Origin of the sequence: Thioclava sp. SK-1 (genome assembly GCF_001705665.1) — a bacterium.
Classification (GTDB): domain Bacteria; phylum Pseudomonadota; class Alphaproteobacteria; order Rhodobacterales; family Rhodobacteraceae; genus Thioclava.
The window spans coordinates 1-17,233 of the sequence record NZ_MDHA01000025.1; the positions used below are offsets into that span (position 1 = coordinate 1).

Sequence of the window (17,233 nt, forward strand, 5' to 3'; positions counted from 1 at the left end):
AACCTTTATGCCTCGGTCGGGTTGGATGTCTATGCCTCAGACCTTACAGGCAGCGAAAGCATCGATGAAATGGCCAACGCCCTGCGCCAATTATGGTTCGAACGCGGAGACCAAATCGCAAACACAAAAAGCTAAATAACACAAACAGCGGTAAACGCGCTTTAACGTCCGAAAACGGCGTTAAAGTGCGGGCGCACAATGGTTGCGCAATCATATGCTCTGGACAGTACCTGTCAGACATGTATGTCTCGCGCGCGAATAAATCCCGACGATTAAGGACAGTATGATGGACCGCCGCTCCTTCCTTTCGACCGCTGCCATTGGCACCGCTGCTACGACGCTTGCCGCCCCAGCGATTGCGCAAGAAAACCCGCAGATCAATTGGCGTTTGACCTCGTCATTCCCTAATTCGCTCGCGACGCTTTATGGCAACAGCCAAGAGCTGGGCCGCCGTGTATCCGAGGCCACCGATGGCAAATTCCAGATCCAAAGCTTTGCCGGCGGTGAGATCGTCGGCGGCCTGCAAGCCGCTGATGCCGCGGCCATCGGGACAGTCGAGGTCGCACATACCCCATCGTATTACTACTGGGGTAAAGATCCAGCATGGGCGATCCCGACCACCCTGCCTTTCGGTTTGTCGTCGCGCGGCATGAATGCCTGGCATTATTTTGGCGGCGGGATCGAGCTGTTCAACGAATTCCTATCTGACAAAAACCTAGTGGCCTATCCTGGTGGAAACACTGGTGCCCAGATGGGCGGTTGGTTCCGGAAAGAAATTCATACGGTCGATGATCTGAAAGGCCTGAAATTCCGCGTCGGCGGTCTGGCCGGAAAAATCTTGGAACGTCTGGGCGTTGTGCCACAGCAATTGGCCGGCGGCGACATCTATGCTGCGCTGGAAAAGGGCACGATTGACGCAACCGAATTCGTCGGCCCTTATGATGACCAAAAGCTGGGCTTTGTGAAGGTCGCGCCGTATTACTACTATCCGGGTTGGTGGGAAGGTGGTGCCTCGGTCCACTTCATGTTCAACAAGGACGCGTTTGAGGGCCTGCCAGAGCATTATCAATCGCTGCTACGTTCGATCTGTCAGGGGATCGATGCGAATATGTTGCAGCAATATGATTATGAAAACCCCAAGGCGCTGCGCACGTTGCTGGGCGAAGGCGCGCAATTGCGTCCCTTCTCACAAGAAATCATGAAAGCCTGCTTTGACACCGCGCAAGATATCTACGCGGAAATGGAAGCCGAAAATGAATGGTTTGCAAAAATGTGGGGATCGGTCAAAGACTTCCGTGACGAGCACTATCTGTGGACGCAGGTTGCGGAATATAATTACGACACGTTCATGATGATCCAGCAGCGCGGCGGCGCCCTGTAAATCTGATCTGAAATCAGGCATATGCCGAAATGGCAGGCCGATCCAAAGCCCTGGGGTATCCCCGGGGCTTTTTACGTCACGCCCTGTGGCGTCATCCTTAGAAATTCATACGACCACCCTAGACAAGTTATGTTGGTAAAGTAACATCGCCCCAACTGCGTGATCGGAGGACATGGGTTTCGCAGTCAATTTTGACGACTTGGGAGGATTTCATGGATCGTCGTTCATTCATCCGTAAGGGTGCCCTTGGGGGTGCCGCAGCGGCCGCGACAACAACACTTGCGGCACCCGCCATTGCGCAGGAGACGCCCAGCATCAACTGGCGCCTGACATCGTCCTTCCCGAAATCGCTGGATACGATTTATGGCGGCGGCGAGACGATGGCGAAATATGTCGAGGAAATCACTGACGGCAAATTCAAAATTCAGGTGTTTGCCGCGGGCGAGATCGTCGGCGGTCTGCAAGCACTGGATGCCGTATCAAATGGCACTGTCGAGGCCTGCCACACCTGTTCCTATTATTTCTGGGGCAAAGATCCGACATTCGCTTTGGGCACGGCTGTGCCGTTCAACCTGAATGCCCGCCAACAAAATGCATGGATGTATTACGGCGGCGGCGTCGATTTGATGAATGAATTTTACGCCGGGTATAATGCGGTGGGCTTCCCCACAGGTAATACCGGCGCGCAGATGGGTGGATGGTTCCGCAAAGAAATCAACACCGTGGACGATCTGAAAGGGTTGAAAATGCGTTTGGGCGGCTTTGCGGGCCGGGTGTTGGAAAAGCTGGGCGTAGTGCCGCAGCAGATTGCTGGCGGTGATATTTATGCGGCGCTGGAAAAGGGCACGATTGACGCGACCGAATGGGTCGGCCCCTATGATGATGAGAAGCTGGGCTTTGTAAAAGTCGCGCCATATTATTACTATCCCGGTTGGTGGGAAGGTGGCGCAGTGCTGCATTCCTTCTTTGCCAAGGATAAATATGATGCGCTACCCGCCACCTACCAAGAGGCGCTGCAAGTGGCCTGTAAGGCCGCAAATGCCGATGTGATGGCCTCATATGACCATAAAAACCCAACCGCATTGAAGTCGCTTCTGGGTCAGGGCGCGCAACTGCGTCCGTTCTCGGCCGATGTGCTCAACGCGTGCTTCAACGCCGCACAAGAGACCTATGCCGAGATGACCTCAAGCAATGAGAACTTTAAGAAAATCTATGACAGCCAGACAGAGTTCAAGAAAGATGCCTATCTGTGGGCGCAGCTGTCGGAATATAATTACGACACATTCATGATGATCAAGCAGCGCGAAGGGGCGCTGTAACCAGCCGTATCGGATTGATTTGTCACGAAAGGGCCCCGCGACGGGCCCTTTTGCATGTCGGATCGTGGCATGAAGAACCGATAGAATTGAACGGTTTTTCTTTGCCAATCCTCAATCTTCTTTTGCCAGTCTCTTGCGTCATCTATGTGCTGTTCAGGAGCCCGGCGTGGCGATCTTTTCATCCTTTTGTCCCGGAACGTTGATGGCGGGGGCCCGATGATTCCCCCCTCCCTGCGGGCCGATGCCATGTCGATCCTGTCGAAGCTGGTGCGCCCTGCGGGAGCACCTACGCCCGGGGCTACAGCGGCACCGCCCCCGGGACACGGCGTGGTGGCCGCCCTGGCGGCACAACAGCCCGCCCCCACCAGTTTTGCCGCCGCAGCCTTGCGCGCGGCTGCGCCATCCCCTGCCACATCGCCCGGCTTGGCCAGTTCAGCTGCCTCTGCCACGCCATCGATTGTGCCAACCGGCACTGCGGCCGCTATGGCCGCAAGCGCAGCAATGGGCTCACCACAAGGTGCGACACCCGCCGCGCCGGATATGCGCCACCCTGCCCCACCGACAGAGGCGATGTTGCGCGCATCCAACCCGCCATCTGGTCTGCCTTCGCCCCCCACTGCCGGTGTCGCAGCCGCCTATGTTGCCCAGCGCACCGCCGTGCCGCCCTTGGCCGAAGACAGCCTACGTCCCAATATGACAGAGCGCGGCAGTGATCCGCGCGGCCCCGACACCCGCGCCGCAGACCGCGCCCCGGTGGAGCGCATGAGCCCGATGCCGGATCGTGCCAATCTGGGGGAGCTGGGCATACCAATACAAATGGCGCTGCGCGGTTACAGTCGCAAATATACCTTTGATCGCGCCCCTGACCTGACGGGCGACAAGGTGGCGCTGGACTTGGGATGCCTGGACACATTCGCAAGCTGGCTGCTACCGGAATTGTTGGTCGGGCTTGACGGGCTTGCGCCAAAAATCACCTATGCTGACCAAGACGGGGTGATACAGGCGGTGTTGTCGCAGCGAATTGAGCTGGGGCTTGTGCATGATGTGAACCTACCGCCCACGCTATCGGTCGCCCCGCTTTTGTCGCTTGTGCCATATGTGCTGCTAACGGCTGATCACCCGCTGGCCAATGCGCCCGGCATCGTGCCAGAGGCGCTGTCAGGTCAGCCGTTCATATCGCTCAATTGTCCGCCTGCGCGGGATTATTTCCCCAACCTGTTAGAGGGGGCCGGGGTGGACCTGCATATCGGGGCTGATCTGCCGGATTTGGATAGCGTGCGGGCCGCTGTGGCACGCGGGCGCGGCTTTGGCATGATCGCCGCCCGCGCCGATAGCGCGGATCGCCATCACGGGCCGGGCCTGCGCGCGGTGCCCTTGGCGTTGGAGGATCCTGTGCTTACCCGGGCGGTTTTGGTCAATCAAACCGGGGTGTCATTGGGCAATGGCGCACGCATCCTATTGGCGCAGGCGCGGCATCTGATTGGCGCATAAGCCCTTGCAATACATATCATCGTTGAGACGACAGCACATTATATACCTTGGGGTGCAACATGGCGTCACACCGCGCGGATCATGGTTGACGCGCGCGTGAACGCACCCCCATAACATGCAAGGGTTGCGATATATATGGCCGCCCATCTGTGGACCAAATAGTATCAGGAACGCACATCATGCGATGGGTTGCCCCTTTGTATCTTTGCTTATTTGCATGGCCCGCATTGGTCTTTGCACAAGCGGCGCTGCCTGTCGAAATCATCCGCGCCCATCCGGGATCCAGCAGTAAGACCCTTAGCCTGATCGGAACGGTTGAGGCGCAAACAAGCTATCCGGTGTCCTTTCGCACCGCCGGCCGGGTTGATACGCTGGCGGTTGAGGTGGGCGACCATCTGCCACAGGGCGCGTTGATCGCACGCTTGGATCGGACGGTTGCGGACAGCGCGCATGCCTCCTCCCTTGCGTCATTGCAAGCTGCAAAGGCGCGATTGGAACAGGCGCGTCAGGCACGTGACCGGGCGCAGGGGCTGCTGGATGCGGGCTCTGGCACGCAGGCAACGTTGGACACAGCGACTGAGACATGGCTAAGTGTGACATCCGCCCTGGCCCAGGCACAAGCCGCCTTTGAAACAGCCCAGCAAGGGTTAGAGGATACGGCACTACATGCGTTGGAACCTGCCACGGTGATCGCCCGCGATGTGGACCCCAATGAGATTGTCGCTGCCGGACAGGCCGTGGTAACGTTGGCCACAGATGGGCAACGTGTCGTAATCGTTCAAGCGCCTGATATTGCAGGTCTTGCTGCACTGCGCGCGCAAAAGGCCCAGGTGACAATGGGGCAAAACCCGCCGCTGGACGCCGTTGTCACTGAGGTCGCACCGATCTTAAGCGAGACGGGCACGGTGCGGGTCAAGCTGACGCTGAACGATGCCACGCAGCAATTGCCGATCGGTGCAAGCGTTCGCGGGCAGATCATCGCCCCAGTGCCGGCGCAGATCACCCTACCTTGGACCGCGCTTATGGCCTCCGCGCAGGGGCCGGCAGTGTGGATCATCGACCCGCAGGATATGACCGCACATCTGCGACAGATAACGGTGTCCGGGTATACCTCGGCGCAGATGCAGATCAGCGACGGGGTGGAGGCGGGTGACTGGATTGTGGGCGCAGGCGCGCATCAGTTGTATGAAGGCCGTGTGGTGGAGGAAACCCAGTGATGCCGCGCTGTTTCGCCCTTGTCCTTTCGCTGATGCTTGTGCTGATCTCTCAGCCCGGCACCGCGCAGCCACTGCATCCGGTGGTTAGTGAAATCGTCGCGGCTGATCCGGTGGTGCAGCGGTCCTTCGCAGGAACAGTGCAGGCGCGCACGAAAACGGCACTGGCCTTTCGTGCGGCGGGGCGTGTGGCAACGCTGACGGTGGAGGCGGGCGATCGTGTGACACGGGGGCAGGTTCTGGCGCAATTGGATCAGATCACCTTACAGCAGGATCTGGAAAGCGCGAATGCGGCAGTCGATGCCGCGCAAGCGGATGCGCAGTTGGCAGCGCAGCAATTCACCCGTGTGCAGACATTGTTTGACCGCGGTGTTGCGTCGACCGCAGCATTGGAACAGGCACGTGCCAATCGCGACGCTGCCAATGCGCAACAAGACAGCGCCCGCGCCCAACAGGCACAGGCCCGCGATGCAGCCGGTTACGGCACGTTGACCGCGCCGCGCGATGGCATCGTCCTAAGCACCTCGGTGGAGGTTGGGACATTGGTTCTTGCCGGGACCGAGATCGCCACGCTTGCCTCATATGACGCGCGCGAGGCGGTGATTGACCTGCCCGCAGATCTGGCCATGCTGTTTGCGCCCGGCGCGGTATTTGAAATCCGTCACAGCAGCCCCGGCCTGCCCGTCGTTACCGGACATTTGCGGTTGATCGAGCCGCTGACCGAGACAAGCATCGACACACGGCGCGCGCGGATCGTGCTGCGCGACCCGCCAGCAGATTTTCGTATCGGCTCGTTGATCCAGACGCGCCCTGCACCGGGCACCGGCCCCAGCCTGACCGTTCCTGAAAGCGCCATCGTGACGCAGGGCGCGCAAAGCTATGTCTGGCGTGTCGGGCCAGGCCGCATCGCGCAGCGTATCGCGATCACACCCGGGCCAAAGGTGTCGACCCCCAATGGCACCCGGCGCACGGTCACCCAAGGGCTGAGCGCGGGCGACGAAATCATCTTGCGCGGGGTATCCGCCCTAACCGAAGGTCTGCCCCTTGGGGAGCGTTTGCCATGAAATTCAACCTGTCTGACTGGGCGTTGCACCATAAATCCTTCATCTGGTTTTTGATGCTGGTGTCGATGATTGCAGGAATTTTCGCCTATATTTCTATGGGGCGCGAAGAAGATCCCAGCTTCACGATCCGCACGATGGTTGTGTCCGCCTCCCTGCCCGGCGCGACCGCGCAGCAAACGGCGACGCAGGTAACCGACCGGATTGAACGCAAGCTGCAAGAGCTGGATGTGCTGGATTACACCCGGTCTGAAAGCTATCCGGGCCGTTCGGTGGTCTATGTCGAGCTGCGCTCTGACACGCCCAACGATCAGATCGCGCCAACATGGACCCGTGTGCGACAGATGATGTCGGACATTCGCGCCGACTTTCCAAATGAATTCCAGGGCTTTGGATTCAATGATGATTTCGGCGATGTCTATGGCAATATTTATGCGTTTACTGCACCCGATTTCCAACCGCAGACGCTGAAGTCCTATGTTGAGGATATGCGCGATGCGGTTTTGCGGCTGGATCAGGCCGGAAAGGTGGATCTGATCGGCACGCGTGAACGCGTAGTCTTTGCCGAGTTTTCGGCCCAGCGTCTGGCCGCGCTGGGACTGGATGGGCAGACCGTGATCAATACGCTTTCGGCACAAAATGCTATTGTGCCATCAGGCGTGATCCAGACCGGGCAAGAGCAGGTAGTGATCCGCGTTACAGGGCAGTTTGATTCCGCCACCGCGCTGGCCAAGGCGCCGCTGCGATCAGGGGATATTTTTTACACGCTAAGCGACGTGGCACAGGTATCGCAAGGCTATGCCGACCCGCCGTCAGCGCTGTTTCGCTTTGATGGGATGCCGGCAATTGGCCTTATCGTGGGCATGCGAGAGGGCGGAAATATCTTGAATTTCGGCGCAGATCTGGATGCCCTGATGGCCACGATGGCCGCGCAGCTGCCTCTGGGCATCACCATGCATAAGGTCGCAGATCAGCCTAGGGTGGTGGAAGACTCCGTCACCCATTTCCTGCGTGCCCTGGCCGAGGCGGTGGCGATTGTGCTGGCGGTCAGCTTCATCAGCCTTGGCATGCGCGCAGGGTTTGTGGTGTCTTTGACCATCCCGCTGGTGCTGGCGTTGACATTTGTTGTGCTGGATATGATCGGGATTACGCTACAGCGGATTTCGCTTGGCGCGTTGATTATTGCGCTGGGTCTGCTGGTAGATGATGCGATGATCGCGATTGAAACCATGATCACGCGTTTGGAAGTTGGGGACAGCCTTGCGCGGGCGGCATCCCATGCCTGGACCTCTATCGCGTGGCCAATGCTGACGGGCACATTGGTTACGGTGGCAGGGTTCATACCGATTGGGCTGAATGCCAGTCAGGCCGGCGAATATACCCGGTCGCTATTTTATGTGATCACGATCTCACTGCTGCTAAGTTGGGTGGTGGCCGTGCTATTTGCCCCCGTTCTGGGCGCGACATTCCTGCCGCCGAAATGGTCACGCCACACGGCCGAGCCGGGACGGATGCGGCGCGGGTTTCATAGGGTGCTGCGCTGGTCGATGGTGCATCGCTGGCTGACGATCACGCTGACAATCGCAATATTTGCTGTGTCATTGGTGGGGTTGAACCATGTTGAGCAACAGTTCTTCCCCAATTCCGACCGCACGCAGATCATGGTTGATGTCACGCTGCGCCAAAATGCGAATATTGAGGCCACGGACGCCGAAGTGCAGGCCTTTGACGCGTGGCTGGCCAACCGTGACGGGGTCGCGTTCTGGGCAAGTTATATCGGGACGCCCTCGCCGCGATTTGTGCTGACGCTGAATTTGCCCACCGCCACACCCAATGTTGGGCAGGTGATGATCGAAACCGACAGTCTGGCCGCGCGTGATCGCCTGATTGCACAGATCACACAATATAGTAACAGCCGTCCAGGCGTTGAATTCTTTGCCAAATCGATTGAGCTGGGACCGCCCGTAGGTAAGCCTGTGCAATACCGGCTTTCCGGCCCTGACGCAGCATCGCTGCCGGATTACGCGCGCAATTTGGCACAGGTCCTGGCACAAGACAGCCGCCTGGGCGCGATTGATTTGGATTGGAACGAACCGGTGCGGGTGGTCCGGGTGGTCTTGGATCAGGCGCGGTTGCGCCAATTGGGCCTGACGCAATCCGATGTCGCGCAGGTTTTGACCACGTTGTATCAAGGCCAAACCATCACGCAGCTGCGCGACGACACCGATTTGATCGATGTCACCCTACGCGGACAATCGGCGGAGCGCCGTTCGATTGAGGCATTGCAAAACCTGCAATTTGCCAACACTTCGGGCGTGCCGATCCCGCTCAGCTCTATCGCGCGGCTCGAATATACGACAGAGCCGCCGATCATCCGGGCCCGCGATCGGGTGCCCACATTGACTGTGCGCGCCGCCGTTTTGACGGCGGATCAGCCCGCCACGATCGTCGCAGCGTTATCGGATAGGATCGCAGCCTTCGGGCAAACCCTACCGCAGGGATATACAATCGCGTTGGGCGGGGCCGTCGAAGAAAGCAGCAAATCACAGGCACCAATTATCGCCGTTGTGCCGTTCATGCTGTTGATCCTACTGACATTAGTGATGATGCAGATGCAAAGCTTTCGTCTGCTGTTCGTGGTGCTGGCGGTGGCACCACTGGGGTTGATCGGCGTGGTCGCTGCGATGCTGCCGTTTGGCGCGCCCTTAGGGTTTGTCGCCATTCTAGGCGTGCTGGCCCTGCTGGGGATCTTGATCCGCAATTCCATCATCTTGATACAGGCCGCCGAGGATCTGCGCGCCATAGGGCACAGCCGCTGGCAAGCAATTTTTGAGGCCTCTGACCAGCGCGCGAGGCCGATTTTGCTGACCGCAGGCTCGGCCAGCCTGGCGTTGATCCCGATTGCGCGACAGGTGTTTTGGGGGCCGATGGCCTATGCAATGATGGGGGGAATCATGGCGGGCACGTTGATTACACTGCTTTTTGCGCCCGCGCTCTATTGTGCTGTCTTTCGGATCAGGCCAGAAGCGCAGCAAGATAGACCGTGATTGGGTCCGTTAGGGGGGCAGATGTCAGGCTTTGATCTGGTGATTTTCGATTGCGACGGGGTGTTGGTCGACAGTGAGGTAATTTCAGCCAAAATGCTGATTGCAGAGCTGGCGAAGCATGACATCCATGTCGACATGACCTATATCGCGCGCCATTTTCTGGGCCGGTCCTATCCAGTCGTATTGCAACAGATCCGTCATGAATTTGGCGTAGTCTTGCCAGACGGGTTTGAGGCCGATTACCGTGCCCGGCTGATCGCCGCGTTCCAAAAAGAGCTGAAGCCGGTGCCCCATGTCCACCGCGCAATATCCGCGATGGGGCTTCCTTATCATCTGGCCACGTCTTCCAGTCCGCCGCGTCTGGCGCAGTCTTTGGTGATCACCGGCTTGGCCGAGCTATTCGCAAATCGGACAAGCACGGCAAGCGAGGTCAAACATGGCAAGCCCGCGCCAGATCTGTTCCTGCATGTGGCGCGGAAATGTGGCGTGAACCCAGAGCGTTGCCTGGTAATCGAGGACAGCTTTGCGGGTATCCGCGCGGGTCTTGCCGCAGGGATGGAAGTGTGGCGGTTCACCGGCGGCAGTCACCTGACGGGCCTGTCCATTCCCGATGACCCTGCGGCGGTGGCACATAGAACATTTGCCTCATTCGATGATTTCTATCATCTTGATCCCCGTTTGCAGCCGAATGGACATCGCGCGATATGATTTTGAACGACAAAACAACCGAGACCGACGGCGCCGCACGCGATATGGCCGCACGGGCTGCATGGCTGTCGTTCGTCGGGGGCATGACCCAAGACCAGATCGCGCAAGAACTGGGCATTTCACGCCAGCGCGCGCAGCGTTTGGTGGCCCGTGCGGCCACGGAAGGCCTGATCCGGGTGCGTATTGATCATCCGATCGCCGCCTGCATGGAACTGGAGCGCCGCCTGATTGACCGGTTCAATCTGGATGGCGCATGGGTTGCCCCCTGCGCCGGGCGTGGCATTGATCCGCTTGCCGGGCTTGCGCCATTCGCAGCGCCGGTCATCGAGCGCCTGTTCGAGGTACCCGCGCAACAGGTTATCGCGCTTGGCACCGGGCGGACACTGCGCCAAATCGCTGAACATATGCAACAGATCGACGGCAGCCATCATAAGCTGGTGTCATTGATCGGCAATGTCGCACCCGATGGCTCGGCCTCGCTTTACGAGGTGATTGTGCGCCTGGCAGAAAAAACCTCGGCGCCACATTTTCCGATGTCGATCCCGGTGGTCGCAGGATCCGAAACAGAGCTGGAGCTGTATCGCGCCCTGCCGCATGTGAATTCCTCGCGGGCATTGGCGCAATCTGCGGATCTGGCAGTTGTGGGCATTGGACAGATGTCGCTTGATGCACCCTTGCTGGTGGACGGTTTTATCACCGCACAAGAACATGCCGATTGGGTCGCGGCCGGCGCGGTAGGGGAAATCTGCGGCCATGCGTTTAATGCGCAGGGGCGCTATTTGGATCACGCGATGAACCGCCGTATTGTTGGGGTGCAGGTGAATAACGATGTGATGCCCATCTATTGCATTGCAGGCGGGCCAAAAAAGATCCCCGCATTGACAGCCGCGTTAAAGGGGCGGTTGATGACACATCTGATCACCGACGAATCGACTGCGAAAACTCTGCTACAGATCGATTTTTAACCCAGAGTTCATATTCACATTGGACAGTTCGGTTCGGCAGGTCGGTGCAATTCCGGCCTGTTTCGCCGTGAGATGCCTTGATTTCATGCAAGGTGTAAATTTCGTCAATCAAGGCTCTTGACTTAAATCCAGGTTCGAGTGAATATTTGCCCATGACGCGGGCAAATGCTCGCATCTAATGGGAGGAATACCATGAACACGACGATCCGTGCCCTGATGGGCGCGTGCGCTTTTGGCGCGCTTGTAACCGCAGCTGCAGCAGAAACCACCATCACTGTTGCCACCGTGAACAACGGCGACATGGTGCGTATGCAAAGCATGATGGATGCATTTAACGAAGCACATCCCGACATTAAAGTTGAGTGGGTGACCCTAGAAGAAAACATTCTACGTCAGCGCGTTACGCAAGATATCGCCACCAAGGGCGGACAGTTCGACGTGATGACGATCGGCAATTACGAAGTTCCGATCTGGGGCGAACGTGGTTGGCTGGCTCCGCTGTCAGACCTGCCGGCTGACTATGATGTCGACGATCTTCTGCCCGCAATGCGCGGCGCGTTGTCGGTCGATGGCACGCTTTATGCGGCACCGTTCTATGGCGAATCTGCAATGATCATGTATCGCACCGATCTGGCTGAAAAAGCCGGTGTGGACATGGGCGAAATGCCAAATTGGGCCACCGTTAAAGACGCGGCCGCCAAGATGACCGACAAAGACAATGGCATCTATGGTATCTGCCTGCGCGGCAAACCCGGCTGGGGCGAGAACATGGCATTCATTTCGGCCATGGCGAATTCATACGGTGCGCGCTGGTTCGATATGAACTGGGAACCGGAATTCGACACCGCACCGTGGCAAGATGCGTTCAAAGACTATCTGGATCTGATGACCAATTACGGCCCGCCCGGCGCGTCGTCGAATGGCTTCAACGAAAACCTGTCGCTGTTCCAGCAGGGTAAATGTGGCATGTGGATTGACGCAACTGTTGCGGCGGGCTTCGTGACCGATCCGGCGGAATCGACTGTGGCAGACAATGTCGGCTATGCAGTATTCCCGAACAAAGAAGGTGTTGATAACCACGGGAACTGGCTGTGGTCTTGGAACCTGGCAATCCCAGCCTCGACCGAGAAAATGGATGCTGCAAAAACCTTCGTGGAATGGGCAACATCGAAAGAATACACCGCGCTTGTGGCGGAAAAACAAGGCTGGCGCGCAGCCCCTCCCGGCACGCGGACGTCGCTTTACGAAAATGCCGATTACACCGCAGCGGCCCCGTTTGCCAAGCTGACAATCGACACGATCAACGAAGCAACGCCTGAAACACCGTCGGTCCAAGAAACCCCCTATGTTGGTGCGCAATTCGTTTCGATCCCGGAATTCCAGGGCATTGGCACAGCAGTCGGTCAGGTCTTCTCTGCCGCGCTTGCCGGTCAAATGGACGCGGATCAAGCCCTTGCAGCTGCACAGGCGTTGACCGATCGTGAAATGAAAAAAGCCGGTTACATCAAGTAATTGACTGCGGCGCGGGCCGATCCCAAATGATTGGCCCGCCCACTAAAGGCCCCCGAGGGGGCCTTTTCCAATCCTACACCCCAATCCGAAACAACGCGCGCCGAGGTAGCCGATGGCCACAAAGCATTCCCGCGCCGCCGCAAGGTTGATGATTTCGCCCGCAGTGCTTTTGCTGCTGGGTTGGATGATCGTGCCGTTGGCGATGACGCTCTATTTCTCATTCCTACGATATAATCTTTTGATGCCCGGCATGGAGGAATGGACGGGCCTGACGAATTACGAATTTTTTGTCACAGACCCGGCGTTCTTTACCGCATTGCTGAACACGTTGCTTTTGGTGGGCGGGGTGTTGTTGATCACCGTCATCGGTGGCACGCTGCTGGCGCTGCTGCTGGATCAGCCGATGTTTGGCCAAGGGATTGTCCGGATCCTTGTAATTGCGCCATTCTTTGTCATGCCCACCGTTTCGGCGCTGGTATGGAAAAATATGTTTTTGAACCCGGTCAATGGGTTATTTGCGCATATCGCAGGGTTCATGGGCCTGCCTGCCTATGATTTTCTGGGTCAGGCACCACTGGCATCGATCATCGGGATTGTCGCATGGCAATGGCTGCCCTTTGCGACGCTGATCTTGCTGACCGCGTTCCAATCGCTCGACCAAGAGCAGCTGGAAGCCGCCGAGATGGATGGTGCAAGCGCACTGTCGCGATTCTGGTATATCATGCTGCCGCATCTGGCGCGCGCGATCACTGTTGTGATTTTGATCCAGACTATCTTCTTGCTGTCGATTTTTGCGGAAATTCTGGTGACCACAAATGGCGGTCCGGGCGTTGCATCAACCAACCTGACCTACCTTATCTATGTGCAATCCTTGCTGCAGTTTGATGTGGGTGGCGGCTCTGCCGGCGGTGTCATCGCGATCATTCTTGCCAATATTGTTGCGATCTTCCTGATGCGGATGATCGGCAAGAACCTGGAGGCGTAACATGGCACGCGCAATTACCAACCGTCGCAAGACGATCAATACAGCCGTGGCATGGGCCATTGGGATTGCTATCTTTTTCCCGATCCTGTGGATCTTTATCCTGTCGTTCAAAACCGAAGGCAACGCAATTGCCACCCCGCTGAAGATGTTCTTCTCGGGCTGGACATTGGAAAGCTATGGCCTGGTGATGGAGCGGTCGAACTATTTCAGGTTCTTCATGAACTCTGTCATCCTGGCAGTCGGCTCCACCCTTTTGGGGCTGATTATCGCCGTGCCGGCTGCGTGGTCGATGGCCTTTGTGCCCAGCAAACACACCAAGAATATCTTGATGTGGATGCTGTCGACCAAAATGTTGCCGCCGGTGGGCGTTCTGGTGCCGCTGGTGCTGTTGTTCAATAAGCTGGGGCTGACCGATACGCATTTCGGTCTGGTCGTGGTGCTTACCTTGATCAACCTGCCGATCATCGTGTGGATGCTGTATACCTATTTCAAGGAAATCCCCGGTGAAATTTTGGAAGCGGCCCGTATGGATGGTGCCGGGCTGAAGGAAGAAGTGCTGTATGTTCTGACGCCTATGGCAATTCCGGGCATGGCCTCGACGGTGCTGTTGAACATCATCCTTGCATGGAATGAGGCATTTTGGACGCTGAACCTGACGACAACGGCGGCAGCGCCTTTGACCCAGTTCATCGCCAGCTATTCCTCACCCGAGGGGCTGTTCTACGCAAAGCTTTCGGCAGCGTCGATTATGGCGATCGCACCGATCCTTATCATGGGCTGGTTCAGCCAAAAACAACTTGTCCGCGGCCTGACATTCGGCGCGGTGAAATAAGAACAGGGACGAGACACCATGGGACGTATTGTACTTAATAAAGTCCGCAAGTCTTTCGGAGAGGTGGAAGTTATCCCGCCGTTGGATCTGGAAATCGAAGATGGCGAATTTGTCGTCTTTGTGGGCCCGTCGGGCTGCGGTAAATCTACCCTTTTGCGGTTGATCGCGGGGCTGGAGGACGTGTCCTCGGGCGCGATTGAAATTGACGGCGTGAATGCCACATCTAAACGCCCGTCAGAGCGCGGTTTGGCGATGGTGTTCCAAAGCTATGCTTTGTATCCGCATATGTCGGTCAAAAAGAACATCGCCTTTCCGATGAAAATGGCGGGCATGCCGGTCGCAGAGCAGGAGGAACGCATTGCAGCGGCTGCCAAGGCCTTGAACCTGACCGATTATCTGCATCGCAAACCCGGTCAACTGTCCGGCGGTCAGCGTCAGCGAGTGGCCATCGGCCGGGCAATTGTGCGCGAACCACAGGCCTTCTTATTCGACGAACCTTTGTCGAATTTGGATGCCGCCCTCCGTGTCAATATGCGGCTTGAAATCTCAGAGCTGCACCAGACGTTAAAAACCACGATGGTCTATGTGACCCATGATCAGGTCGAAGCCATGACAATGGCGGATAAGATCGTGGTGCTGCGTGCGGGGCATATTGAACAGGTTGGCTCCCCGTTGGAGCTGTATCGCAACCCACGCAACAAATTTGTCGCCGGGTTCATTGGCTCGCCCAAGATGAATTTCATCGAAGGGGAACGGGCAGCATCACGGGGCGCGCATACGATTGGCATCCGTCCTGAACATATCGATCTGTCCGTCGATCCTGTTGAGGGGGCGATTGTCGGCAAGATCGGCGTGTCAGAGCATTTGGGGTCGGACACTTTCGCCCATGTGCATTGTGAGGGGATCGGCCTGATGAATGTCCGTGTGTCGGGCGAGGCCGATATCCACGCAGGCGACACCGTCTATCTTCAACCGCAAGAGCATAACCTGCACCGTTTCGGTGAAGACGGTCTGGCGATTACGCTTTAAACGGCCAAGGCCCCGGTATCTGATGTAATGGCCGGGGCCAATTCTACCCAATCACGGCACCGGGCTGGCCATATTGGCCCGACCTGCCCCCAAACCCCGACATTTGATGCTTGGGGTCACTGGATACGCCGGATTTTATCGTATAAACAGCTATGGGAGCGCTAACATCGCTCCTGCATCGGGCCTTCGGGGCTGCCACTTATGGAAAAGGTGCCGCTATGGTACGTCTGTCAACTGCGACATTGGATCAACTTCCCGCAAGCGTGACACGCCCGACCTATGATCGGTCTGCGTTGACACCCGGTATTGTGCATATCGGTCTTGGGAATTTCCACCGCGCTCATCAAAGCTGGTATCTGCACCGCTTATTTCAGCAAGGGCTTTACCTAGATTGGGCGATTATTGGCGCGGGTGTGCGCGCCCCTGACGCCGTGATGCGCGATAAATTGCTGGCGCAAGACTGCCTGACGACCTTGATTGAGCTGGACCCAAAGGGCCAATCCGCAGAGGTTGTCGGCTCAATGATCGATTACATTCCGATTGAGGAAGGCAACGCCAGCCTGATCGCGGCAATGGCCAAACCGGAAATCCGTATCGTCGCGCTGACCGTGACCGAAGGCGGATATTTCATCGATCCGGCGACAAAGGGCTTTGATGCCACCCACCCTGACATCCAGCATGATGCGGCCAACCCATCGCGTCCCAAAACCGCCTTCGGGGCGATGGTCGCTGCGCTGAAACTGCGCCGTGACGCGGGCACCGGCCCTTTCACTGGCCAATGCTGCGATAACCTGCAAGGCAATGGGGCGATTTTACGTCAGACCGTTGTGTCCCTTGCCCGCTTGTCCGACCCGGCACTGGCCGATTGGATCGATACCAATTGCAGCTTCCCTAATGCGATGGTTGACTGCATTGTCCCCGCAACTGGGCCGAAAGAGCTGCAATTGGTGCGCGATGATTACGGGATCGAAGATGATTGCCCGGTCACGCATGAGAATTTTCGCCAATGGGTCATTGAGGATGATTTCTGCGCAGGGCGTCCGGATTGGGATAAGGCGGGCGCGACATTCTCGGATGATGTGCATGCGTTTGAAACCATGAAAATCCGCATTTTGAACGGCGGACATCAGGTGATTTCGGATGTGGGGGAGGTTCTCTCTGTTCCATCCATTTCGGGCTGCATGCAGCATCCCAAAATCTCTGCGCTGTTCACCAAGGTGGAGCAGGATGAAATCGTTCCGCATGTGCATGATGTTCCGGGCATGACACCGGCGGAATATGTGCAGCTGATCGAAACGCGCTTTTCAAACCCGATGATCGTTGACACCACGCGTCGTGTGGCCTTTGACGGGTCATCGCGTCATCCGGGCTTTATCTTGCCATCGGTGCGTGAAGGGCTGGCCAAAGGCGTGTCGGTCGAAGGGCTGGCGTTTGTATCCGCCGCATGGGCGCGCTATTGCACAGGCACCCGCGATGATGGAACCGTGGTAGAGCCCAACGACCCATTCTGGGCCGACCTGCAACCCTTGGCGATAACAGCGAAAGATACGCCGATGGTCTGGCTGGAAAACCGTGTTCTATATGGTGACCTGGCGGATGAGCCGCGCTTTGCCAAACCGTTTTGCACATGGCTGACGCTGATGCATACGCAGGGCATGGATGCCGCCCTAAGCGCATATTTAGGCTAAG

General features: G+C 57.6%; 13 protein-coding genes. All 13 read left to right on the forward strand.

Features of this window, described 5'->3' with window-relative positions; genetic code table 11:
* Positions 1 to 286 precede the first annotated feature (286 nt).
* The 13 genes from BFP70_RS02905 to BFP70_RS02965 all read left to right on the forward strand — a co-directional run bounded on the left by BFP70_RS02905 (position 287) and on the right by BFP70_RS02965 (position 17,232).
* A complete protein-coding gene (locus tag BFP70_RS02905; RefSeq protein ID WP_066009879.1) occupies positions 287 to 1,381 on the forward strand; it encodes a TRAP transporter substrate-binding protein in 1,095 nt (364 codons plus the stop codon).
* A gap of 212 nt (positions 1,382 to 1,593) precedes the next feature.
* Complete coding sequence (locus BFP70_RS02910; protein WP_066009880.1) at positions 1,594 to 2,700, forward strand: TRAP transporter substrate-binding protein; 1,107 nt, start codon at positions 1,594 to 1,596, stop codon at positions 2,698 to 2,700.
* A gap of 216 nt (positions 2,701 to 2,916) precedes the next feature.
* A complete protein-coding gene (locus BFP70_RS02915) occupies positions 2,917 to 4,191 on the forward strand; it encodes a LysR substrate-binding domain-containing protein (protein WP_066009881.1) in 1,275 nt (424 codons plus the stop codon).
* A gap of 179 nt (positions 4,192 to 4,370) precedes the next feature.
* Positions 4,371 to 5,408: an efflux RND transporter periplasmic adaptor subunit gene (locus tag BFP70_RS02920; protein WP_066009882.1), complete on the forward strand. Its 1,038-nt coding sequence runs from the start codon at positions 4,371 to 4,373 to the stop codon at positions 5,406 to 5,408.
* Positions 5,408 to 6,469, forward strand: coding sequence for an efflux RND transporter periplasmic adaptor subunit (locus BFP70_RS02925; RefSeq protein WP_066009883.1), 1,062 nt, complete (start codon positions 5,408 to 5,410; stop codon positions 6,467 to 6,469). The genes BFP70_RS02920 and BFP70_RS02925 overlap by 1 nt, the downstream gene beginning before the upstream one ends.
* Positions 6,466 to 9,513, forward strand: a complete 3,048-nt coding sequence (locus BFP70_RS02930) for an efflux RND transporter permease subunit (protein WP_066009884.1) — start codon at positions 6,466 to 6,468, stop codon at positions 9,511 to 9,513. The genes BFP70_RS02925 and BFP70_RS02930 overlap by 4 nt, the downstream gene beginning before the upstream one ends.
* A gap of 21 nt (positions 9,514 to 9,534) precedes the next feature.
* The gene (locus tag BFP70_RS02935; protein ID WP_066009885.1) at positions 9,535 to 10,221 is read left to right on the forward strand and encodes an HAD family phosphatase; all 687 of its coding nucleotides are present in this window, start codon (positions 9,535 to 9,537) and stop codon (positions 10,219 to 10,221) included.
* Positions 10,218 to 11,186 (forward strand): sugar-binding transcriptional regulator, encoded by a 969-nt coding sequence (locus BFP70_RS02940; protein WP_066009886.1) that lies wholly within the window; start codon positions 10,218 to 10,220, stop codon positions 11,184 to 11,186. The genes BFP70_RS02935 and BFP70_RS02940 overlap by 4 nt, the downstream gene beginning before the upstream one ends.
* A 192-nt stretch (positions 11,187 to 11,378) precedes the next feature.
* A complete protein-coding gene (locus BFP70_RS02945; RefSeq protein ID WP_066009887.1) occupies positions 11,379 to 12,698 on the forward strand; it encodes a sugar ABC transporter substrate-binding protein in 1,320 nt (439 codons plus the stop codon).
* A gap of 112 nt (positions 12,699 to 12,810) precedes the next feature.
* Entirely contained in the window at positions 12,811 to 13,683 is an 873-nt protein-coding gene (locus BFP70_RS02950; protein ID WP_066009888.1) for a carbohydrate ABC transporter permease, read from the forward strand.
* A gap of 1 nt (position 13,684) precedes the next feature.
* Entirely contained in the window at positions 13,685 to 14,515 is an 831-nt protein-coding gene (locus BFP70_RS02955; protein WP_066009889.1) for a carbohydrate ABC transporter permease, read from the forward strand.
* Between the two features lie 18 nt (positions 14,516 to 14,533).
* A complete protein-coding gene (locus BFP70_RS02960) occupies positions 14,534 to 15,544 on the forward strand; it encodes an ABC transporter ATP-binding protein (protein ID WP_066009890.1) in 1,011 nt (336 codons plus the stop codon).
* A gap of 218 nt (positions 15,545 to 15,762) precedes the next feature.
* On the forward strand, positions 15,763 to 17,232 hold the full coding sequence (locus BFP70_RS02965; protein ID WP_066009891.1) for a mannitol dehydrogenase family protein: 1,470 nt from the start codon (positions 15,763 to 15,765) through the stop codon (positions 17,230 to 17,232).
* Position 17,233: the final 1 nt, after the last annotated feature.

Coding starts and splice junctions, on each gene's coding strand:
- BFP70_RS02945 (WP_066009887.1), top strand. CDS start 11,379: ATGAACACGACGATCCGTGCCCTGATGGGCGCGTGCGCTTTTGGCGCG.
- BFP70_RS02960 (WP_066009890.1), top strand. CDS start 14,534: ATGGGACGTATTGTACTTAATAAAGTCCGCAAGTCTTTCGGAGAGGTG.
- BFP70_RS02910 (WP_066009880.1), top strand. CDS start 1,594: ATGGATCGTCGTTCATTCATCCGTAAGGGTGCCCTTGGGGGTGCCGCA.
- BFP70_RS02915 (WP_066009881.1), top strand. CDS start 2,917: ATGATTCCCCCCTCCCTGCGGGCCGATGCCATGTCGATCCTGTCGAAG.
- BFP70_RS02930 (WP_066009884.1), top strand. CDS start 6,466: ATGAAATTCAACCTGTCTGACTGGGCGTTGCACCATAAATCCTTCATC.
- BFP70_RS02905 (WP_066009879.1), top strand. CDS start 287: ATGGACCGCCGCTCCTTCCTTTCGACCGCTGCCATTGGCACCGCTGCT.
- BFP70_RS02950 (WP_066009888.1), top strand. CDS start 12,811: ATGGCCACAAAGCATTCCCGCGCCGCCGCAAGGTTGATGATTTCGCCC.
- BFP70_RS02920 (WP_066009882.1), top strand. CDS start 4,371: ATGCGATGGGTTGCCCCTTTGTATCTTTGCTTATTTGCATGGCCCGCA.
- BFP70_RS02940 (WP_066009886.1), top strand. CDS start 10,218: ATGATTTTGAACGACAAAACAACCGAGACCGACGGCGCCGCACGCGAT.
- BFP70_RS02955 (WP_066009889.1), top strand. CDS start 13,685: ATGGCACGCGCAATTACCAACCGTCGCAAGACGATCAATACAGCCGTG.
- BFP70_RS02965 (WP_066009891.1), top strand. CDS start 15,763: ATGGTACGTCTGTCAACTGCGACATTGGATCAACTTCCCGCAAGCGTG.
- BFP70_RS02935 (WP_066009885.1), top strand. CDS start 9,535: ATGTCAGGCTTTGATCTGGTGATTTTCGATTGCGACGGGGTGTTGGTC.
- BFP70_RS02925 (WP_066009883.1), top strand. CDS start 5,408: ATGCCGCGCTGTTTCGCCCTTGTCCTTTCGCTGATGCTTGTGCTGATC.